This window comes from Ruegeria arenilitoris, assembly GCF_013030985.1.
In the GTDB taxonomy this organism is placed as follows: domain Bacteria; phylum Pseudomonadota; class Alphaproteobacteria; order Rhodobacterales; family Rhodobacteraceae; genus Ruegeria; species Ruegeria arenilitoris_B.
The window spans coordinates 320,438-340,659 of record NZ_WPYP01000002.1 but is presented as its reverse complement, the minus strand read 5'-3'; the positions used below and the strand labels follow the sequence as shown (position 1 = coordinate 340,659).

The following is a 20,222-nucleotide window of genomic DNA, read 5'->3' as shown; positions in this document are numbered from 1 at the left end:
TTGCCCCAAGCCGACTAAGGGGAGGGGCAATCATGGACATGTCACGCGTCGCCGAGCAGGGGCTGGTGCTTCTGGGCTGCGGCAAGATGGGATCGGCCATGCTCGCCGGATGGTTGGAGCATGGCCTTCCTGCGTCAGCCGTCTGGGTGATCGACCCGAACCCCTCGGACTGGTTGAAGGCGCAGGGCGTTAGCATCAACACTCCGTTGCCCGAAGCGCCCGCTGTGGTGCTGGTGGCCGTCAAGCCGCAGATGATGGGTGAGGCTCTGCCCGCGATCAAGGCGCTGGGCGGTGGTGGTAGCCTGTTCGTGTCTGTTGCTGCAGGCACCTCGATTGCCACCTTCGAATCCGTTTTGGGTGAGGGCACTCCGATCGTCCGTGCCATGCCGAACACACCTGCTGCGATCCGGCAGGGAATCACCGCGCTTATCGGCAATTCGGTTTCATCGGATGCTGATGTTGCGCTGGCCGAAAACCTGCTGTCGGCTATTGGCGAAACCGTCCGGCTCGACGATGAGGCGCAGATGGACGCTGTTACCGGTCTCAGCGGCTCGGGCCCGGCCTATGTATTCCACCTGATTGAAACGCTGGCCGCTGCCGGGCAGGCGCAGGGATTGCCGCATGAACTGGCGATGAAGCTGGCCAAATCAACCGTTGCCGGGGCTGGGGCGTTGGCCAAGGCGGCCGAGGAAGACCCGTCGCAGCTGCGCATCAACGTGACCTCGCCCAACGGCACCACGCAGGCCGCGCTTGAGGTGCTGATGCACGAAGAAGAGGGCTTTCCTGACCTGCTACACCGCGCCGTCAAAGCCGCAACCGACCGATCCAAGGAGCTGTCCCGTGAGTGAGATTACCTTCGACGATTTCCTCAAGGTAGATATCCGTGTGGGCGAGGTAATCCGCGCCGAACCCTATCCCGAAGCCCGCAAGCCCGCGATCAAGATGTGGATCGACTTCGGCGATGAGATCGGTGAGCGTAAAACCTCGGCCCAGGTCACGGCGCATTACGACCCGGCGACACTGGTGGGCAAACAGGTGATGGCCGTCGTCAATTTCCCGCCGCGTCAGATCGGTCGGTTCATGTCCGAAGTTCTGGTGCTGGGTTTGCCCGATGAAAACGGCGAGATCGTCCTGATCGGCCCGGATGGTGAAGTTCCCGTCGGCGGGCGGATGCACTGATGAAGCTGCTTATTGCCCGCCCCATGCCCGCCGAAGTCGAGGCCCGCGCCCGTGCCGAGTTCGACGTCGAGATTCGCAGTGAAACGCTGCCATTGACGCGCGATGAAATGCTGCAGGCGCTCAGGGATTTCGATGTGGTTGTGCCCACTCTGGGCGATCTTTTTTCGGCTCAGGTGTTCGCCGAAGCGCCCAATCCCCGATGCAAACTGCTGGCGAATTTTGGCGTCGGCTACAATCACATTGACGTGGACGCCGCCCGTGCCGCTGGCGTTGCGGTCACCAACACACCCGGTGCGGTGACCGATGCCACTGCCGACATAGCCATGACCCTGTTGCTGTCCACCGCCCGCCGCGCGGGTGAGGGTGAACGTCTGGTCCGTGCAGACGACTGGCAGGGTTGGCACCCGACGCAGATGCTGGGCCATCACGTCACCGGCAAACGCGTTGGTATCGTAGGCATGGGGCGCATCGGTCAAGCCATTGCGCGCCGGTGTCATTTCGGGTTTGGAATGCAGGTCGCCTATCAGTCGCGCAGCGCCAAAGATCTGGACTTTCCGGCCGTGTACACCGACGATCTCAAGGCGCTGGCCGGGTCTGTCGATTTCCTGATCCTCGCCGTCCCCGGTGGTGCCGAAACCCGCCACCTGATCAACGCTTTGGTGCTTGGGGCGATGAACCCTTCAGCCATCCTGATCAACATCGCGCGCGGAGAAGTCGTGGACGAGTCGGCTCTGATCGCGGCGTTGCAAGTCGGCGAGATCGCTGGTGCGGGGCTGGATGTCTACGAATTCGAACCCGCCGTCCCGCAAGCCCTGCGCGACATGCAGAACGTGACCCTGCTGCCCCATTTGGGTACTGCGACCGAGGAAGTTCGTACCGACATGGGCCACATGGCGTTGGACAACGTCGCGGCCTTTGTCGCAGGCCACGCGCTGCCGAATCCGGTTTAGGTTCCGACCGCCTCGCGCCAGTGTTTGCGGCAGAGTGAGACATAGGTTTCGTTCCCGCCGATCTGCACCTGTGCGCCTTCGGTGATGGCATTGCCGTTCTCGTCCTGACGAATCACCATCGTTGCCTTGCGGCCGCATTTGCAGATCGTGCGGACTTCGCGCATCTCATCGGCCAGCGCGAGCAGGACCGCCGACCCGGGGAACAGATGACCCTGAAAGTCCACCCGCAGCCCATAGGCCAGCACCGGAACACGCAGATCATCCACGGCGCGGGCCAGTTGCCAGACCTGATCTTCGGTCAGGAACTGCGCCTCGTCCACAAAGACACAGGCGATCTCGCCCCGGTTCAGGCGCGCTTCAATCATCGCAAACACGTCGTCGGCGACTGAAAACGTATCAGCATCGGCGGAAATGCCGATCCGCGAGGCGATCCTGCCCACTCCGGCCCGCCCATCCAGCGCAGCGGTCATCAGGTAGGTGTCCATGCCCCGTTCGCGATAGTTGTGCGAGGCCTGCAGCAACACGGTCGATTTGCCCGCGTTCATGGTCGAATAGTTGAAATACAGCTTTGCCATGCGCCCGGGTCTAAAACGCCTGATCCCCATGGGCAAGATGCCAAAACCGGGGGAAAGAAACGATGTCGCCGTTGTTGTGCGGGGGCCGAGCCTAAAGCTCAAGGGGGATGGATCCCCCGCATCAACAACAGCGACGCCGTTGGCCGACAGGCGGCCAATACTGAGCGAGGCTAATATTTGCCTCACAATTACTCATCACCGGCCGGAACTGCCGTCACTCACTCACAAAACCCCCGAATATCTGAGGGATAGCCAATGTATGACATTTCAATTAAGACTCGAGTATGGGAAATTTCTTTTCCCTTTCCCCCGCAGTGGCAGATATTGTGGGAGAGACAGGCAGAAAAGGTAAAAACATGGCAGATATCGGGGCCTATCTGAAAAAACACACAGAAGCGTTGGTCAAAGATGTCGGCATTGAATCCGCATGTGACATCACAGGCAAATCCAAGGCGACTTTGGGCCGATATTATTCAGACAACGCCGAGCACGTTGATCGGTTCATGCCGGTGGACGCCGTGGCCCGGCTAGAGGCCGTTTCGACCTATCCGCATGTCACCTCGGCGCTGGCCGATCTAAAGAACATCACCTTATCCTATGATGGCCGCAACACGGACAAACCGCGCACCGGAGGGGTGAACTCGGACGTCATCGCCCTGAGTCAGCGGTTTGCGATGCTGATGACCGAGTATCAGGCCGCCATCGAAGACGGTATCATCACCGTGAACGAGGCCAAGCGCCTGCTGAAGGAAACCAGCCTGCTGCAACAGGTGCTGATCGAGATGAAACTGCATCTGGAAGAGGAAAGCGTGAGCTGAGCAATTCTGGCGTTGTGGAGCGGCTAGCAACTTTGATTGGATTTGCTTGCGCACCACAATCACTCCGAGATCGCCAATCACCTAAGCACACTTACTCGTTTTCCTGACAAAGCTCGTATGTGTCGCCTTCAGTTCTCAAAAACCTGCTGCCGACAGGTTCTGAGAGCAGATGCACAAAACTGTCGTCGCAATTTAAAACTGCACCGATGGCGACATAGCTGCACGGTGTATCATCGTATTCCTCTTGCGATAGCTGTTCTACATCTGCGCGGATCCGCCAGCCGGTATCAGGATACTTGTCTTCCTCGTCGTGTTCGGGGTCTTCACGATATATAAACCCTACGCGGGCGCGTCGTTCCAGGACTGCATCATCTACAAAGCAACGCGCAAACCAGTTGTTGAAGTCGCTTGCAAAGCGCGCATTCAGTTCTGGGTCTTCCCAATCAACATCGATGACATGATGAATTTGGAACTCAACCGGGTCGCCGGGATTCAGCCCTGGAATGTCGTCTGGAGTATTGTCGAGCCTGCCCAGCAGGTTGGTGCCATCGCGGTGTTCAACTATAACCCACATTCGCTCTGCATCGTATTTCTCGGATGCAGGAACCGCACTGAAGATCAGTTTGACGGTTGTCCCGTTGGTGACTTCGGCAAGTTCTTCCTTGCTTGGGATATGGAATGTGTAAGGGTTTTCTTTTTGCGTCGGGCGCGGGTCTTGAAGACGAAAGGTAGGTTCTGTCACAAAAGGCGACCTTGATCAGCGTTGGTGGTTCACTTTGCTCCGTAGTATTCATCACCACCGTGATCAATTTCCAGAACCGGCGCAAGAACATACGGTAAAGAACTCCTCCGCTGGACCGAAGGGGCTACCTGCGCCTCTTCACGATCACCGACCCCACCGAATACCCGGCGCCGAAGGAACAGATCAGCCCGACATCGCCGTCCGTCAGGTCATCCGAATACTTTGAAAACGCAATGATCGACCCGGCCGAGGACGTGTTGGCATAGTCCTGCAGGATGTTGGGTTGTTCACCGGGCTCAGGCTCGCGGCCCAGCACCTTTTTACCGATGAAGTCGTTCATCGTTTTGTTGGCCTGATGCAGCCATAGGCGTTTCAGGTCGCTGCTGGCCACACCCTCGGACTCCATGTGGTCCGAGATGTGTTTGCTGACCATCGGCAGCACTTCCTTGAACACCTTGCGGCCGTTTTGCATGAACTGCATGTCGCGCCGATCGACCACCCCGTCGGGGCGCGATCGGCGCAGGAAGCCATTGTTGTTGCGGATGTTGTTCGAGAACGACGTGGCACAGCGGGTCGAGAGGATCTCGAAATGCGGGCCCTGCGCGTCTTCGATCCGTTCGATCAGGGTGGCCGTGGCCACGTCGCCAAAGATAAAGTGACAGTCGCGGTCACGCCATTCCAGATGGCCCGAACAAATCTCGGGGTTCACCACCAGCGCCGACCGTACGGACCCCGAGCGGATCATGTCCGCCGCCGCCTGAATGCCGAACGTGGCAGAGGAACAGGCGACGTTCATGTCGAAACCGAACCCTTTGATCCCCAGGGCCTGCTGGATCTCGATCGCAATCGCGGGATAGGCGCGTTCGTGGTTCGACGCGGCGCAGATCACCAGATCGACATCTTCGGCGCTGCGTCCGGCCTGAGCCAGCGCCTTGTTGCAGGCATCCACGGCCATCTCGGTCATGATGCCCGGCTCATCATCGCTGCGCTGGCGCAGCAGGGGGTGCATCACGTCCGGATCCAGAACGCCCGATTTGTCCATGACATAGCGGTTCTCGATACCCGACGCCTTTAGGATGAACTCTTCGGAGGAGTGCTGCATCGGCTCCATCTCGCCCGCTGCCAACGCGTCGGCATTCGCGGCGTTCTGCTTGTCGGCATAGGCGTTGAAGGCGGCGACAAGCTCGGCATTGGTGATAACGCTTTCGGGCGTGAAAACACCGGTGCCGGTGATTGCAGGGGTATACATGGCGGGTCCTGGATGTTTCGAGTTTGCCTAAAATGCAGTCACAGCCGGGTTTGATCAAGGTATGGTGACCTAACGGAATGCGCGGGGTTCAACCTAATTCCGCTTCATATCTTGAATAGTTCAAAATTCGAAGTATATGACCAGCCTGACTCATCCGGAGGGTTCGTATGTCAGACGATATCAGCACCAGGCTTGGCCGTCTCAGCCCTGAAATTCAGGCTATCATGGGGGTGTATGCGCTGTATTGGAAACTGGAAGAGGCCTTTGACTGCGTCGAAACCGATCTCAGCCATGCCGAATGCCACATGCTGATCAAACTGGATCAACCCAAGCGCATGGGCGTTCTGGCCACGGATATGCTGACCGTCCCTTCGACCATCACGGCGACGGCGGATGGTTTGGAAAAGGCGGGGCTGCTGACGCGAGAACGCGACCCAGAAGACCGCCGGGCCTGGCTGCTGGTTCTGACAGAGCAGGGCCAGGACCTGCGCAACATGCTGGTGTCCGTGGCCGGAGACCTGTTCCACCGCGCCTCTGGTCTGGATGCCGACGAGACTGCCCAATTCGCGCGGCTGGCGTGCAAAATTCGAGACAACATTCTGAAAACGGGAATTCCCGAGGGACTGACGAAATGAAACTCTTCTCTGTACTCAGTGCGACCCTGATCGCGCTGGCGACCACGGTTGTGGCACAAGACACGGCCAAACCTGTCAAGCTGATGCAGGTACGGGAAACCTCGCCCGGGTTTTCACGGCAGTTTTTCGGGCGCGTGGCCGCTCGGCAAACTGTTGATCTGGCCTTTCAGGTCTCCGGACAAATTGTGAAAATGCCGGTGACCGAGGGCTTTGTGATCCCAAAAGGCGGGTTGATTGCGCAACTGGACCAGACCCCATTCCAGCGCCGCTATGACCGGGCCGTGCTGCAAAAGGACCAAGCCGACCGAACCCTGGCCCGTCTGTCGCGCCTGCGCGGAACGACGGCCAGCCAGGTTGCAGTAGATGATGCGGAAACTGCAGCGCAACTGGCCGAGATCGCGGTACGGGATGCGGAATACGATCTGGAACACGCCACGCTATCCGCGCCGTTTGATGCGCTGGTATCCAGTCGGACGGTCGAGGCTTTTACCACGGTGTCGGCTGGTGCGCCCATCGTCCGCATCCACGACATGTCCGAGTTGCGGATCGAGGTCGACGTGCCCGAGATCCTGTTCCAGCGGTCTTCTCAAGAAAATGAGCTGGCAATTACGGCGAAGTTTCCTGCCAGTGAAGAAGTGTTTCCCCTTGAGATCCGCGAGTTTGATGCCGAAACCTCCAGCGTTGGCCAGACGTTCCGCATCCAGTTCGGACTGACACCGCCCGAGGGAATGCAGATTCTGCCAGGCTCGTCCGTGACTGTGAACGTGAAGGTGCAGGATGCCCGGACCGGCATCGTTGTCCCGGCTTCGGCCATTGTTGCGGATGCCGGCGGCGCGCTGGGCGTCATGGTGTTTTCGCCGGTAGGTGCCGATGAGGGCACCATTCGTCACGTACCTGTCACTATCGAGCCGACCCAGACAGGCGAGGTTCGCGTGCTGACCGGCCTGTCGGATGGCGACGAAATCGTTGTCGCCGGAGGAGGGGCGCTGACCGACGGTCAGGCGGTGCGCCGCTTTGTCGGTTTCGCGAATTGAGGGCAGACAGATGAACATCGCACGCGCCTCAATTGACCGGCCGCTCTATACTTGGCTGATAATCCTGCTTGCCCTGTTTGGGGGCATCTGGGGGTTCTTTTCGCTGGGCCGTCTGGAAGATCCGGCCTTCACCATCAAAAACGCTGTCATCGCAACACAGTATCCCGGCGCCACGGCGGAACAAGTGGCGCTGGAGGTTTCCGAGCCCTTGGAATCCGCGATTCAGAAAATGGGCGAGGTCAAGACGATCACGTCGGTCAACCAGCCCGGGTTTTCGCTGATCGAAGTTGAAATCAAGTCCACCTACGACGGGTCGGAGCTGCCGAGCATCTGGACCGAACTACGTGCCAAGATGCGCGATGCGGCGCGAAGCTTGCCTCCGGGCGTTGGTCAACCCATGGTGAATGACGGTTTTGGGGACGTGTTTGGCCTGTTCTATGCGGTCACCGCTGACGGCTTTTCAGATGCCGAGAAACACGAATTGGCAACCTTTCTGCGGCGCGAGCTGCTGACTGTATCCGGTGTCGCAGATGTCGAGGTGATGGGCCTGCCGCAAGAGGCGATCTTTGTTGAGCCTGACCTTGCCATTTCCGTGAACCAGAATGTGCCGATCCAGACCGTCAACGAAGCCATCGCCAACGCGGATTCGGTGAACGCGTCGGGTTCCCTACGGTCCGAGAACAACCGCACCACCATCCTGACGGCGGAAGGGTCGGATTCCGTCTCGGCCATTGCCGGCTTGTCTGTGGGGTCGCAAGGGCAGGTGATCAACCTGTTCGATATGTCCCACGTGTATCGGGGCCGCCAAACCGACCCGGATGTCATGATCCGTTTCAACGGCGCCGAAGCGTTCACGCTGGGCATCGCTGGGCTATCGACCGAGAACATTGTCGAAGTTGGCCAACGCGCCGATGCCAAGTTTGCCGAACTGGACGCCCAAATCCCCTTTGGCGTAGAGATCCTGCCGATTTATCAGCAGCACGTGGTGGTCGAGCAGGCCTCGAACGACTTTCTGGTGAACCTTGCAATGTCCGTCAGTATCGTGGTTGCGGTGCTGGGCATTTTCATGGGGTGGCGCGCGGCGGTGGTCGTAGGTTCGACCCTGTTGCTGACCGTTGTGGGGACGCTGTTGTTCATGTCGCTCTTCTCGATCGAGATGGAGCGGATATCACTGGGGGCCCTGATCATCGCCATGGGGATGCTGGTGGACAACGCCATCGTTGTCGCCGAGGGGATGCAGATCGCCATGCTGCGCGGCAAGACCTCGCGCGATGCGGCGGACGAGGCTGCGTCCAAGACGCAAATCCCGCTATTGGGGGCCACGGTCATCGGCATCATGGCTTTTGCGGGGATCGGTCTCAGCCCCGATGCGACAGGAGAGTTCCTGTTCTCACTGTTTGCGGTGATCGGCATCTCGCTGATGCTGAGCTGGGTGCTGGCGCTGACTGTGACGCCTCTGCTTGGACATTACTTCTTCAAACAGGGCAAAGAGGGCGCGGTTGATGCCTATGGCGGTGTTTTGTTCCGCGTCTACGGCGCGATCCTGCGCTGGTCTCTGCGGATGCGGTGGCTGGTGATTGCCGCCTTGACCGGGGTAACGGTGGTGTGTTTCGCGGGATTCGGTCTGGTGAAACAGCAGTTCTTTCCGGACTCGAATACGCCGCTGTTCTTTGTGCATTACAATCTTCCCCAAGGCACTCCGATTGCCCGCACCGCCGAAGATATGGCCGTGTTTGAAGGCTGGCTGGCCGAGCGTGACGACGTTGTGTCCGTCGCAACCTTTGTGGGGCAGGGCGCGACCCGGTTCCTGCTGACTTATTCGGCGGAAAAACCGAATCCCGGTTATGGCCACATGATCATCCGCACCGAAACGCTGGATGACATTCCGGCCCTGCAAGCGGATCTGGAAGCCTTTGGTCAGGCACAATTCCCCGAAGGCCAGTTCCGCACCAAGCGTCTGATCTTTGGCCCCGGTGGCGGCGATCCGATCCAGGCGCGGTTCTCGGGCAGTGATCCGGCGGTGCTGCGTGAACTGGCCGACGCTGCAGTGCTGAAAATGCGTGAGGCGTCGCCCAACGCGCTGAACGTCTATCACGACTGGCGCGAGCAGGAACTGGCTGTCCAGCCGATTTACGCGACCGAGCGGGCCCAGACCGCCGGTGTTTCGCGCGAAGATATCGCCGCAATGCTGCAGTTTTCGACGGATGGAATCTCCGCTGGCGGTTTCCGCGAGCGGGACCGCCTGATCCCGATCATCCTGCGCCGCCCCGTGGACGAAGATTACTCGATCGTGGATCAGGTCGTGTTCTCGGACGAGTCGCAGCGGTTTGTTCCTATCGAGCAAATGGTTGATGGGTTTGAATACAAGCCCCTCAACACGCTGGTCCATCGCCGCGACAGGGTGCTAACGATCACCGTTGGGGCCGATATCCCGCCGGACATGACGGCGGCGCAGGTCCACTCGGAAGTCCGCGCCGCCATCGAAGGCATGGAACTGCCGCCGGGTTACCGGATGGAATGGGGCGGCGAGTTCGAAAACGCGGGTGAAGCCAATGAAAGCCTCGGGCGTCAGTTGCCGCTGAGCCTGCTGATCATGGTGCTGATCTCGGTGCTGATCTTCAACGCCATCCGCCAGCCGATTATCATCTGGCTGCTGGTGCCGATGGCAGTGAACGGGGTGGTGATCGGCCTGCTGGGCACTGGTTTGCCGTTTACCTTCACCGCGCTGCTGGGCTTGCTCAGCCTGTCGGGGATGCTGATCAAGAACGGCATCGTTCTGGTCGAGGAAATCGACCTCGTCCGCGCCACCGGCAAACCTCTGCGCGAGGCAATTGTAGAAGCTTCGGTCTCGCGTCTGCGCCCCGTGTTGTTGGCGGCGATCACCACCATTCTGGGGATGGCGCCGCTGCTGGCGGATGCGTTCTTCCGGTCCATGGCGGTGACAATCATGGGCGGCCTGGCCTTTGCCACGATCCTGACGATGGTTGCGGCGCCGGTCTTTTATCTCGTGTTCTTTTCGCGGGATGAAAAACGCGAGGCCGCGGCCTGATAAATACCGGGCGGCTGTCTTAGCCGCCCGGGTCCTTTTCCAGGTCGTAGTGGTAGAAAAAACAGGACAGTTTGTTGCCGTCGGGGTCGCGTAAGTAGGCGACATAGAAATCGGGCGCGTAATAGTCACGAATACCCGGTTTGCCCTCATCAGTGCCGCCATGTTCCAGACCTGCGGCGTGAAACCGCCTGACTTGCGCGGCGCTGCCGGCCGGGAAAGCAATCATTGTCCCATTGCCCACGTTAGCAGGCTTGCCGTCAAAGGGTGTGCAGACCCAAAACCCGGTTCCGGATGCGGGGTCGGTTCCCCATCCCGCACGATCTTTGGTCCATCCCTTAAGGCGAGGCTGTTCAAGAACGGAAAAGACCGCGTCGTAGAACTGGATGGCCCGTTTCAGGTCGTTGGTGCCGTATGTAGTGTATAGGCGCATGGCTTCCTGTTGGTTTTAGAACAGCATCATGCAGCCTGCGCAGGCACAGGGACAGCGAAAACAGTGTTGAAAGCCGCGTCAGATCAGCGGAACCAGCGGCACATCACATGCGGCCAGCGTCATCAGAGCGGCGAATACCATAAACCTGCGCATTTCTTTTTTCCTTCTGCTCGTTTGCAGAAAAGATGCGCGCCCGAAGACACGGGGTCAACGGGCGCGTAAAATGTGTTGCATTTAAGCGAGTTCGGGCCGGTCAGCCCTGCAGCGATTTCACCTCGACATCCCCTTCGGCTTGCGCCTTGATCGCCAGCGCTGCGGCATGGCTGGCGGCCGCGGTGGTGAAATAGGGGATCTTGTCATACAGCGCGATCGAGCGGATGGACTTGCTGTCCTCAACCGCCTGCGCGCCTTCGGTGGTGTTCATCAGCAGTTGCACCTGACCGTCTTTCAGCATGTCAACGACGTCCGGACGGCCCTCATAGACCTTGTTCACCACGTCACACTCCACGCCGTGGCTGGACAGCCAGCTTTGCGTGCCACGGGTCGCAATCAGTTGGAACCCTTGCTCGGTCAGCACCTGCGCGGCCTCAAGCATCGCCGCGGTTTTGTCGGCATCCTTGATCGAGATGAACGCGCGCCCCGAGGACGGCAGTACCATACCGGCCCCCATCTGCGCCTTGAGGAAGGCGCGTGGGAAGTCACGGTCCCAGCCCATAACCTCACCAGTCGAACGCATTTCCGGGCCCAGAATGGTATCGACGCCGGGGAAGCGGGCAAAGGGCAGCACGGCCTCTTTCACCGAGAACCACGGCATGTCCGGGTCGGCCAGCGTCATTTGATCGGCGATCTTGGTGTCCTTGCCTTCTTGATACGGTGGGCGCATCGGGAAGTTGGACAGTTGCTCACCCGCCATCACACGCGCGGCGATGGATGCAATCGCGCTGTCGGTGGCCTTGGCCACAAAGGGCACGGTCCGCGAGGCACGCGGGTTCACTTCGATCAGGTAGATTTCATCATCCTTGATCGCGAACTGTACGTTCATCAGACCCACGACGTTCAGCGCCTTGGCCAGTTTGAATGCCTGATCCTTGATTTGGCCGATGATCTCTTTCGACAGCGAATAGGGCGGCAGCGAACAGGCCGAGTCGCCCGAGTGGACGCCCGCCTCTTCGATATGCTGCATGATGCCCGCAACGTGCACGTCGGTGCCGTCGCACAGCGCATCCACGTCCAGTTCAACCGCGCCGGCCAGATAGCTGTCCAGCAGAACGGGGCTGTCGCCGGAAACCACCACGGCCTCGTTGATATAGCGTTTCAGCTGCTCCATATCGCGGACGATTTCCATCGCGCGGCCGCCCAGCACGTACGAGGGGCGGATTACCAGCGGGAAGCCGATCTCTTCGGCGATTTCCAGCGCCTGTTCGTCGGTCGAGGCGATGCCGTTTTTCGGCTGTTTCAGGCCCAGATCATTGACCAGCGCCTGGAACCGTTCACGGTCTTCGGCCAGGTCAATCGCGTCCGGCGTGGTGCCGAGGATCGGAATGCCTTCAGCTTCCAACGCGTTGGCCAGTTTCAATGGCGTCTGGCCGCCGAATTGAACGATGACGCCGTGCAGGGTGCCGTTTTCCTGTTCCTTCGTCAGGATTTCCATGACGTGTTCGAATGTCAGCGGCTCGAAGTAAAGGCGGTCCGATGTATCATAGTCGGTGGATACGGTCTCGGGGTTGCAGTTGATCATGATGGTTTCATAACCCGCTTCGGTCAGCGCGAAACAGGCATGACAGCAGCAGTAATCGAACTCGATGCCCTGACCGATCCGGTTCGGGCCACCACCAAGGATGACAACCTTCTTACGGTCGGAGGGGCGTGCCTCGCACTCAACCTCACCCATCATCGGGGCCTCATAGGTCGAGTACATGTAGGGCGTCTGCGCTTCGAACTCGGCGGCGCAGGTATCGATGCGTTTGAACACGGCCTTCACGCCCAGATTGCGGCGGGCGCGGCGGACGTTGTCCTCATCCCGGCCGGTCAGGTTGCCCAGACGCGCGTCGGTGAAGCCCAGCATTTTGAGCTTGCGGATACCCTCCTCGGTCACCGGCAGGCCATCCTCGCGCACCCGACGCTCGGCCTCGATGATCTCGCGGATGCGGGCAAGGAACCACGGGTCGAACTTGGTGACGCCAAAGATCTCGTCATCTGTCAGACCGTGGCGCATGGCCTGCGCGATGGTGCGCAGGCGGTCGGGGGTCTGCTGGCTGATCGCCTTGATCACGGCTGCCTTGTCGTCAGCTTCTTCCCAGACACCCACATTTAGGCCGGGGATTTCGATTTCGTCAAAGCCGGTCAGACCCGATTCCATCGAGGCCAGCGCCTTTTGCATCGATTCGTGGATGGTGCGGCCGATAGACATGGCCTCTCCCACCGACTTCATGGCGGTAGTCAGGTAAGGCTCGGAGCCGGGGAACTTTTCAAAGGCAAATTTCGGGATCTTGGTGACGACATAGTCGATGGTCGGCTCGAACGATGCCGGGGTGACCTTGGTGATGTCGTTGTCCAATTCGTCCAGCGTGTAGCCCACGGCCAGTTTCGCGGCGATCTTGGCAATCGGGAAACCGGTCGCCTTGGAGGCCAGTGCCGAGGACCGCGACACGCGCGGGTTCATCTCGATCACCACCATGCGGCCGTCATCGGGGTTGATCGCCCATTGTACGTTTGAACCGCCGGTTTCGACCCCGATCTCACGCAGAACGGCAATCGAGCCGTTGCGCATGATCTGGTATTCCTTGTCGGTCAGCGTCAGGGCAGGGGCCACAGTGATCGAGTCGCCGGTGTGCACGCCCATCGGGTCGATGTTTTCGATGGAACAAACGATGATGGCGTTGTCGGCAGTGTCGCGCACCACCTCCATCTCATACTCTTTCCAGCCCAGCAGGCTTTCATCGACGAGGATTTGGTTCACCGGTGAGGCATCCATCCCCGAGCGGCAGAAATGGATATAATCCTCACGGTTATAAGCCACACCGCCGCCGGTGCCGCCCAGTGTAAATGCGGGGCGGATGATGGCGGGCAGGCCGATCTCTTCCAGCTCATCCAGTGCGATTTGCACACCCGCATCCAGATCGGCGCTGCCGTCTTCTTTCTTGGGGGCGGTCACGATGGTCGCTTTGGGGTTTTCAAGGCCCAGCCGGTCCATCGCCTCACGGAACAGGGCGCGGTCTTCGGCCATTTCGATGGCGTCGCGCTTGGCGCCGATCATCTCAACGCCGAACTTGTCCAGCACACCCATCTCTTCCAGCGCCAGCGAGGTGTTCAGGCCGGTCTGCCCGCCCATGGTGGGCAGAAGGGCGTCGGGGCGTTCTTTCTCGATGATCTTGGCAACAACTTCGGGGGTGATCGGCTCGATATAAGTGGCGTCCGCCAGCCCGGGATCGGTCATGATCGTGGCCGGGTTTGAGTTCACCAGAATGACCCGGTATCCTTCTTCGCGCAGAGCCTTGCAGGCCTGAGCACCGGAATAGTCGAACTCGCAGGCTTGACCGATAACAATGGGGCCCGCCCCGATGATCATGATCGACTTGATGTCGGTTCTTCTCGGCATGGCCACGTTCCTTCGATTGTTCGCGAGTCAGGGCGCCCCCAAGCGCCCAAATTGTCCTGCGTTATAGGGACCGCGCGAAAAGGTTCAAGGGGTATCGGAATTGGGTGTGAAATTGCCGCTTTCCCCTCTTTCCCTTGCCGCCGTATTCTCTATACCGCGCAACACGGCAAATGAGGATGCAATTGCGTATTCGTTTTGATCAGGGGCCAGCCGGGTCCGGAACCAGTTTCGACCGGCCTGCCAATGTGATCCGCGCAGACAAGGCGGAGGACGTGCCCCACGCGTTGGCGGCGCTGGATGAGGCGCGTGCCGAGGGTGCATGGTTGGCGGGCTATGCCTGCTATGAGCTGGGCTATGCGCTGGAACCCCGTCTGGCCGACCGTCTGCCACAGGACCGCCGCCTGCCTCTGCTGTGTTTTGGTGTCTATGATGCGCCTGCGCAACGTGATCTGCCCCGGGCGGCCGGCGGTGTCACCGGTTTTGAACCGCGCTGGGACGAGGCGCGTTATACAAGTGCCTTTCAGCAGGTCCACGATGCCATCGGGGCGGGGGATATTTATCAGGCCAACCTGACATTCCCAATTGACCTGACCATCGAGGGCGACAGCGCCGAGTTGTATGCCGCGCTGGCCTCGGGTCAGCCGGTGGGTCATGGCGCGTTGGTCGAGCAGGACGGTCTACCCGACTTGCTCAGTCGCTCGCCCGAGCTGTTTTTCCGCACCGATGCTGACCGCGGCATCGAAACACGCCCGATGAAGGGCACCCAGCCCCGCAGCGAGGACATGGCTGAGGACGCGCGCCGCCGCGCCTTCTTGTCGATCGACGAAAAGAACCGGGCCGAGAACCTAATGATCGTCGATCTGCTGCGCAACGATATCAGCCGTGTTGCGCTGCCCGGTTCGGTCAAGGTGCCCGAGCTTTTCAAGGTCGAGACCTACGCCACCGTGCACCAGATGATCTCGCTGGTGCAGGCGCAGCTGCATCTGGGGGCCGAGCTGTCCGATATCTTGATGGCGCTGTTCCCCTGCGGTTCAATCACCGGCGCGCCGAAAATCCGCGCGATGGAGATTCTGTCGGACCTCGAACCCTGGTCCCGCGATATTTACTGCGGTGCCATTGGCTGGGCGGCCCCGGACGGTCGGTCCGAGTTCAACGTGGCGATCCGCACGCTGATGGTCGAAGATGACAAAGCCACGCTGAACGTGGGCGGCGGCGTGGTCTGGGACAGCACGGCCCCATCGGAATATGAGGAAGCGCTATGGAAAGCCCGTTTTGCGAGCCAATTCCAGAAGGTACACGCCTGATCGAAACCTTCCGGTACGTGCCGGGCAAGGGGTTTCAGGACCTGTCTCGCCATTTGCGGCGCATGGAACGGTCCGCTCGCGCGCTTGACTTTCCTTTTGACAGGATGGGCGAGGCGCGCAAGCTGGAGAATTTCCGTGCCGAAACCGTAAAACGCTGTCGCCTGTCGCTGGGGGCTGACGGTGATGTGGAGTTCACTGAAACTGATCTGACCCAACCAAATGGCCGATGGGTAGTGGAGATTGCGGACCAGAGATTGCGTTCGGGTGATCCTTGGTTGCAACACAAGACCACTCAGCGGGCGGTCTACGACGAGGCGCGCCGGAACATGCCCGAAGGCGTTGATGAGCTGTTGTTCCTCAATGAGCGCGATGAACTCTGCGAGGGCACCATCACCAACCTGTTCGTAAAGCTACACCGAGGCGGCTACGTAACGCCGCCGCTTAGTTCCGGATGTCTGCCCGGAGTTTTGCGGCAGAGGTTGCTCGACAAAGGACGGGTGAGCGAGCGCGTGGTGACGCTGCAAGACTTGCGTCACGCACAGTTTATTTGCGTCGCTAATTCCCTGAGGGGAGAAATTGCCGTGGATTATCGCGGGCCGCGTGGCCCTTTGGTCTAGTCGGTAAGCCCTTGATCAACAGGCGAATAGCGATCAGATACGACAGTCTGAACCCAGCAGGAATGGAACCGGAATGAGTGAAGGGCAGGTGATAGCGATTGCAGCATTGACTCGGTTGCGACTGGAATTCGGACTGTTCTTCCTGGCCGTGCCAGTCTTGATCGCGGTGTTTTTCCCTCCGAACTGGATGTTCCCGTCGCTGTTTATCTTCACGGCTATCGGGATTTTGCTTCTGCACTCCACACCCGGCTTTTCCTGGGCCGAGCTGCGGTATAACTGGCGCAACTGGTCTTGGCGTGAAGTTGCGCTGTTTGCGGTTGCCATGACCTCATTCTGCGCCGCGCTTGTGATGGCCACCCGGCCCGAGGCGGCGTTCTTCCTTCTGCGCAACCGGCCCGAGTTTCTGTTGGTCATCTGGCTTGGTTACCCGCTGCTGTCAGCCTTGCCGCAGGAACTGTTGTTCCGCTCGCTGTTCTTCCGCCGCTACCACGCGATCCTTCCGAACGGGCGGGCGGCCTATCTGCTGAACGCCGCACTCTTTTCGCTGGCGCACCTGATGTACTGGAGTTGGATTGTTGCCGTCATGACCTTTGCCGGAGGGCTGCTGTTCACATGGGCCTATCGCAAGCGCGGCTCGTTTTTCTTTGCCGTCCTGCTGCACGCAATCGCCGGGAACATCATCTTCGCTGCGGGTCTGGGCATCTATTTCTACTCGGGCAACGTGCAAAGGCCGTTTTGAGCGGTATACCTGCCTTGACTTTCCAAGCCTGACGGGGTGTATCGGCGCGACGAATTCTGCGCCCGAAGGGATATGATCCATGCACGCCTATCGCAGCCACACCTGCGCCGCTCTGACCGCCGCCAATGTCGGTGAAACCGTCCGCCTGTCCGGTTGGGTGCATCGTGTCCGAGATCACGGCGGCGTGCTGTTCATCGACCTGCGTGATCATTTTGGTGTAACGCAGGTTCTGTGCGACGGCGACAGCGCGGCCTTTGCCGAGCTTGAGAAGGTGCGCTCTGAATGGTGTATCCGCATCGACGGTAACGTCAAAGCGCGCGACCCGGAACTGGTCAACCCGAAGCTGCCGACCGGCGAGATCGAGGTTTACGTGCGCGAACTGGAAGTTCTGGGTGCTGCCGATGAACTGCCGCTGATGGTGTTCGGCGATCAGGAATACCCCGAGGAAACCCGCCTGCGCTATCGTTATCTGGACCTGCGTCGCGAGGCGATGCAGCAGAACATGACTCTGCGTTCGGACGTTGTGGCCTCGATGCGCCGCCGCATGTGGGATCGGGGCTTCCGCGAGTATCAGACGCCGATCATCACCGCGTCCTCGCCCGAAGGAGCGCGCGACTTTCTGGTGCCCTCACGTCTGCATCCGGGCAAGTTCTACGCGCTGCCGCAGGCACCGCAGCTGTTCAAACAGCTGATCATGGTGTCGGGCTTCGACAAGTATTTCCAGATCGCGCCATGCTTCCGCGACGAAGACCCGCGTGCCGACCGCTCGCCCACCGATTTCTACCAGCTTGACCTCGAGATGTCGTTTGTCGAGCAGCAGGACGTATTCGACACGATCCAACCCGTTCTGACAGGGGTGTTCGAAGAGTTTGGCGGTGGCCGCAAGGTCGATCAGGACTGGCCGCAGATATCCTACAAGGATGCGGCCCTGTGGTACGGCACCGACAAGCCGGACCTGCGCAATCCTATTAAAATGCAAGTGGTCTCCGACCACTTCCGCGGGTCTGGCTTCGCGATTTTCGCGAAGCTGCTGGAACAGGAAGGCACCGAAATACGCGCCATCCCGGCACCGACCGGCGGCAGCCGCAAGTTCTGTGATCGCATGAATGCCTTTGCCCAGAAGGAAGGTCTGCCCGGCATGGGTTACATCTTCTGGCGGGATCAGGGCGAAGGGATGGAGGCTGCAGGCCCGCTGGCCAAGAACATCGGCCCCGAGCGGACCGAGGCGATCCGTCAGCAACTGGGTTTGGGCGTCGGCGATGCGGCGTTCTTCCTGGGTGGCAAACCGAAAGCCTTTGAAAAGGTCGCAGGCAAGGCGCGCGATGTGATCGGCGACGAACTGAAACTGACCGAGAAAGACCGTTTCGCCTTTGCCTGGATCGTGGATTTCCCGATCTATGAGCAGGACGAAGAAACCGGTGCGATCGACTTTGAACACAACCCGTTCTCGATGCCGCAGGGTGGTTTGGAAGCGCTGCAGGGTAATCCTCTGGACGTGCGTGGATATCAATATGACCTGGCCTGTAACGGCTATGAACTGGTGTCAGGTGCGATCCGGAACCACAAACCCGAGATCATGCTGAAAGCCTTTGAGCTGGCTGGCTATGGCGAGGATGAAGTGAAATCCCGCTTTGGTGCCCTGTTCAGCGCTTTCCACTATGGCGCCCCACCGCACGGTGGCTGTGCCGCCGGGATCGACCGGATCGTGATGTTGCTGGCAGATGAGGCCAACATCCGCGAGGTCATGATGTTCCCGATGAACCAGCGCGCCGAAGACCTGATGATGGATGCGCCATCCGATCCAACCTCGGATCAGTTGATGGAGCTGGGATTGCGCATCATCCCGCAGGATTGATCAACAGCCCGTCGCAGACTATGCGGCGGGTTTTTCTATTGATGGGGGTGCCGCGCCTGAGTGCGTTGCTAAGCACAAAGGGCAGGGGCGTGTACCACGCGCCGCACGAATATTCCGAGCTGTTGTTCTGGTCTGATAGTAAGCCCAGATACTCAGGATCGTGGCGGTCAGAAAGTAAGCCGTCACCATTTCAGATCGCCTCGCGTTGTTCCAGCCGCGCCTGAACGATGCCGGCAACTTGCGCAGCCAGGGCGGTAACGGGCATGCCGCCTGCACGCGATTCCGCCAGCTTTTGCGCCGCATCGGCCAGAATGGTATCTTCGGCATCGCGGGCAACACCGCGCAGGAATTGCGCCGCATAGTCCAATGTGCGGTGATCGTTCGGCCCTGCTAAAACATCCGCGATATGTGCCATGTCGTCCTGATAAGCCATCGGATCGGGGCGAATGACCTCATCCCGGACCGCGTGCAGGCTGTTGGGGCGGCGATCCTCGGGCAGGCTTTCCAGGATGAACTTCTGGAAGTGAGACAGTGATTTCAGAGGTTTGTGCAAGAAACCGTCTGCCCCGGCCTGCAACGCGGAGTCTTGCGCATCATCATCGCCGGACATCCCCAGAATGGCGCCGATCCGCGGGCTGGCCTCGGTCAGTTCAGCGATCAGTTCCGCGCCGGAGCCATCCGGTAGGCCGATATCAACCAGTATGACCGAAGGGCGGTATATCTGCAGATGCCGCCGTGCCGAGGTCAGGCAATCTGCGCGCCGGATGCGGGCACCGCTGTGCAGGCACATTAGCCGGATCGCGTCACAGGCATATCGGCTGTCTTCGACAACCAGAATGGTTTGACCCAGCAGAGGCCGCGTGGCCGTCGGCTGCGCGGGAGAGGCGAAGGGGCTCGAATCGTCCATGGCAGAACTCCTAGTCAGCAGATGCCCCACGCTAGGAAGTTCTGGCTAACACGACGTTAACGGCAATTTGGCGCACTTGTTCTTTGGCCAAACAGCCCCCATAACCGCTGCAACGCAGAACGGAGGAGAGTTCCATGATTGGTCGTCTGAACCATGTCGCCATTGCCGTGCCTGATCTTGAGGCCGCATCCGAGCAGTACCGCAGCGCGCTGGGTGCCAAGGTTGGGGCGCCGCAGGACGAACCAGATCATGGCGTGACCGTCGTGTTCATCGAACTGCCCAACACCAAGATCGAACTGCTGTATCCGCTGGGCGATGACAGCCCGATCAACGGCTTTCTGGAGAAGAACCCGGCCGGTGGTATTCACCATGTCTGCTATGAGGTCGATGACATCATCGCCGCCCGCGACCATCTGAAGGAAACCGGTGCCCGCGTTCTGGGGTCCGGAGAGCCCAAGATCGGCGCGCATGGCAAGCCGGTGCTGTTCCTGCACCCCAAGGATTTCAACGGCTGCCTGGTCGAGCTGGAACAGGTCTGACC

18 protein-coding genes are annotated in these 20,222 nt (G+C 59.8%); 12 read left to right on the top strand and 6 right to left on the bottom strand.

The features are described 5' to 3' along the window. Nucleotides 1-32 precede the first annotated feature (32 nt). The 3 genes from proC to GOX88_RS07520 are packed head-to-tail and all read left to right on the top strand — an operon-like array spanning nucleotide 33 to nucleotide 2,129. Nucleotides 33-848 (top strand): pyrroline-5-carboxylate reductase, encoded by an 816-nt coding sequence (gene proC / locus GOX88_RS07530; RefSeq protein WP_170400564.1) that lies wholly within the window; start codon nucleotides 33-35, stop codon nucleotides 846-848. Then, a complete protein-coding gene (locus GOX88_RS07525) occupies nucleotides 841-1,179 on the top strand; it encodes a tRNA-binding protein (protein WP_170400563.1) in 339 nt (112 codons plus the stop codon). The genes proC and GOX88_RS07525 overlap by 8 nt, the downstream gene beginning before the upstream one ends. Beyond that, entirely contained in the window at nucleotides 1,179-2,129 is a 951-nt protein-coding gene (locus GOX88_RS07520; RefSeq protein ID WP_170400562.1) for a 2-hydroxyacid dehydrogenase, read from the top strand. Before GOX88_RS07525 ends, GOX88_RS07520 begins: the two co-directional genes overlap by 1 nt. On the opposite strand, the gene GOX88_RS07515 is transcribed toward GOX88_RS07520, so the two are convergent. Then, nucleotides 2,126-2,704, bottom strand: a complete 579-nt coding sequence (locus tag GOX88_RS07515; RefSeq protein ID WP_170400561.1) for a thymidine kinase — start codon at nucleotides 2,702-2,704, stop codon at nucleotides 2,126-2,128. The two genes, GOX88_RS07520 and GOX88_RS07515, sit on opposite strands and share 4 nt — an antisense overlap. A gap of 356 nt (nucleotides 2,705-3,060) precedes the next feature. Between GOX88_RS07515 and GOX88_RS07510 the strand changes: the two genes are divergently transcribed. Next, nucleotides 3,061-3,522 (top strand): hypothetical protein, encoded by a 462-nt coding sequence (locus tag GOX88_RS07510; protein WP_170325914.1) that lies wholly within the window; start codon nucleotides 3,061-3,063, stop codon nucleotides 3,520-3,522. 91 nt (nucleotides 3,523-3,613) lie between these two features. On the opposite strand, the gene GOX88_RS23725 is transcribed toward GOX88_RS07510, so the two are convergent. Both GOX88_RS23725 and GOX88_RS07500 read right to left on the bottom strand, forming a co-directional pair. Continuing rightward, nucleotides 3,614-4,264: an immunity protein Imm33 domain-containing protein gene (locus tag GOX88_RS23725; protein WP_170400560.1), complete on the bottom strand. Its 651-nt coding sequence runs from the start codon at nucleotides 4,262-4,264 to the stop codon at nucleotides 3,614-3,616. A 124-nt stretch (nucleotides 4,265-4,388) separates the two neighbouring features. After that, nucleotides 4,389-5,513 (bottom strand): beta-ketoacyl-ACP synthase III, encoded by a 1,125-nt coding sequence (locus GOX88_RS07500; RefSeq protein ID WP_170400559.1) that lies wholly within the window; start codon nucleotides 5,511-5,513, stop codon nucleotides 4,389-4,391. Nucleotides 5,514-5,680: 167 nt separating this feature from the next. Between GOX88_RS07500 and GOX88_RS07495 the strand changes: the two genes are divergently transcribed. From GOX88_RS07495 to GOX88_RS07485, 3 genes are read left to right on the top strand one after another with little or no spacing between them, the layout of a single operon-like run. Continuing rightward, nucleotides 5,681-6,148: a MarR family winged helix-turn-helix transcriptional regulator gene (locus GOX88_RS07495; RefSeq protein ID WP_170400558.1), complete on the top strand. Its 468-nt coding sequence runs from the start codon at nucleotides 5,681-5,683 to the stop codon at nucleotides 6,146-6,148. Then, entirely contained in the window at nucleotides 6,145-7,182 is a 1,038-nt protein-coding gene (locus tag GOX88_RS07490; RefSeq protein WP_170400557.1) for an efflux RND transporter periplasmic adaptor subunit, read from the top strand. The genes GOX88_RS07495 and GOX88_RS07490 overlap by 4 nt, the downstream gene beginning before the upstream one ends. Nucleotides 7,183-7,192: 10 nt before the next feature. Further along, nucleotides 7,193-10,231 carry an efflux RND transporter permease subunit gene (locus tag GOX88_RS07485; protein ID WP_170400556.1) on the top strand — a complete coding sequence of 1,013 codons (3,039 nt, stop codon included), beginning with the start codon at nucleotides 7,193-7,195 and terminating at the stop codon, nucleotides 10,229-10,231. Between the two features lie 19 nt (nucleotides 10,232-10,250). Here the strand turns inward: GOX88_RS07485 and GOX88_RS07480 are convergent, their stop codons facing one another. Further along, entirely contained in the window at nucleotides 10,251-10,661 is a 411-nt protein-coding gene (locus tag GOX88_RS07480) for a VOC family protein (protein WP_170400555.1), read from the bottom strand. A 253-nt stretch (nucleotides 10,662-10,914) separates the two neighbouring features. Then, the gene (gene carB / locus GOX88_RS07475; RefSeq protein WP_170400554.1) at nucleotides 10,915-14,259 is read right to left on the bottom strand and encodes a carbamoyl-phosphate synthase large subunit; all 3,345 of its coding nucleotides are present in this window, start codon (nucleotides 14,257-14,259) and stop codon (nucleotides 10,915-10,917) included. A gap of 176 nt (nucleotides 14,260-14,435) precedes the next feature. Between carB and GOX88_RS07470 the strand changes: the two genes are divergently transcribed. The 4 genes from GOX88_RS07470 (at nucleotide 14,436) to aspS (ending at nucleotide 18,774) form a co-directional block, all read left to right on the top strand. Next, nucleotides 14,436-15,563, top strand: a complete 1,128-nt coding sequence (locus GOX88_RS07470; RefSeq protein ID WP_170400553.1) for an aminodeoxychorismate synthase component I — start codon at nucleotides 14,436-14,438, stop codon at nucleotides 15,561-15,563. Then, nucleotides 15,518-16,180 (top strand): aminotransferase class IV family protein, encoded by a 663-nt coding sequence (locus GOX88_RS07465; RefSeq protein WP_170400552.1) that lies wholly within the window; start codon nucleotides 15,518-15,520, stop codon nucleotides 16,178-16,180. Before GOX88_RS07470 ends, GOX88_RS07465 begins: the two co-directional genes overlap by 46 nt. Nucleotides 16,181-16,253: 73 nt before the next feature. Next, a complete protein-coding gene (locus GOX88_RS07460) occupies nucleotides 16,254-16,919 on the top strand; it encodes a CPBP family intramembrane glutamic endopeptidase (protein WP_170400551.1) in 666 nt (221 codons plus the stop codon). A 79-nt stretch (nucleotides 16,920-16,998) separates the two neighbouring features. Further along, nucleotides 16,999-18,774 carry an aspartate--tRNA ligase gene (aspS, locus tag GOX88_RS07455; RefSeq protein WP_170400550.1) on the top strand — a complete coding sequence of 592 codons (1,776 nt, stop codon included), beginning with the start codon at nucleotides 16,999-17,001 and terminating at the stop codon, nucleotides 18,772-18,774. 190 nt (nucleotides 18,775-18,964) lie between these two features. On the opposite strand, the gene GOX88_RS07450 is transcribed toward aspS, so the two are convergent. Beyond that, on the bottom strand, nucleotides 18,965-19,681 hold the full coding sequence (locus GOX88_RS07450; RefSeq protein WP_170400549.1) for a response regulator: 717 nt from the start codon (nucleotides 19,679-19,681) through the stop codon (nucleotides 18,965-18,967). A 134-nt stretch (nucleotides 19,682-19,815) separates the two neighbouring features. Between GOX88_RS07450 and mce the strand changes: the two genes are divergently transcribed. Further along, a complete protein-coding gene (gene mce / locus GOX88_RS07445) occupies nucleotides 19,816-20,220 on the top strand; it encodes a methylmalonyl-CoA epimerase (protein WP_170325901.1) in 405 nt (134 codons plus the stop codon). Nucleotides 20,221-20,222 lie beyond the last annotated feature (2 nt).

Coding starts and splice junctions, on each gene's coding strand:
- proC (WP_170400564.1), top strand. CDS start 33: ATGGACATGTCACGCGTCGCCGAGCAGGGGCTGGTGCTTCTGGGCTGC.
- GOX88_RS07520 (WP_170400562.1), top strand. CDS start 1,179: ATGAAGCTGCTTATTGCCCGCCCCATGCCCGCCGAAGTCGAGGCCCGC.
- GOX88_RS07515 (WP_170400561.1), bottom strand. CDS start 2,704: ATGGCAAAGCTGTATTTCAACTATTCGACCATGAACGCGGGCAAATCG.
- GOX88_RS07510 (WP_170325914.1), top strand. CDS start 3,061: ATGGCAGATATCGGGGCCTATCTGAAAAAACACACAGAAGCGTTGGTC.
- GOX88_RS07500 (WP_170400559.1), bottom strand. CDS start 5,513: ATGTATACCCCTGCAATCACCGGCACCGGTGTTTTCACGCCCGAAAGC.
- GOX88_RS07495 (WP_170400558.1), top strand. CDS start 5,681: ATGTCAGACGATATCAGCACCAGGCTTGGCCGTCTCAGCCCTGAAATT.
- GOX88_RS07490 (WP_170400557.1), top strand. CDS start 6,145: ATGAAACTCTTCTCTGTACTCAGTGCGACCCTGATCGCGCTGGCGACC.
- GOX88_RS07485 (WP_170400556.1), top strand. CDS start 7,193: ATGAACATCGCACGCGCCTCAATTGACCGGCCGCTCTATACTTGGCTG.
- GOX88_RS07480 (WP_170400555.1), bottom strand. CDS start 10,661: ATGCGCCTATACACTACATACGGCACCAACGACCTGAAACGGGCCATC.
- carB (WP_170400554.1), bottom strand. CDS start 14,259: ATGCCGAGAAGAACCGACATCAAGTCGATCATGATCATCGGGGCGGGC.
- GOX88_RS07470 (WP_170400553.1), top strand. CDS start 14,436: ATGCAATTGCGTATTCGTTTTGATCAGGGGCCAGCCGGGTCCGGAACC.
- GOX88_RS07465 (WP_170400552.1), top strand. CDS start 15,518: ATGGAAAGCCCGTTTTGCGAGCCAATTCCAGAAGGTACACGCCTGATC.
- GOX88_RS07460 (WP_170400551.1), top strand. CDS start 16,254: ATGAGTGAAGGGCAGGTGATAGCGATTGCAGCATTGACTCGGTTGCGA.
- aspS (WP_170400550.1), top strand. CDS start 16,999: ATGCACGCCTATCGCAGCCACACCTGCGCCGCTCTGACCGCCGCCAAT.
- GOX88_RS07450 (WP_170400549.1), bottom strand. CDS start 19,681: ATGGACGATTCGAGCCCCTTCGCCTCTCCCGCGCAGCCGACGGCCACG.
- mce (WP_170325901.1), top strand. CDS start 19,816: ATGATTGGTCGTCTGAACCATGTCGCCATTGCCGTGCCTGATCTTGAG.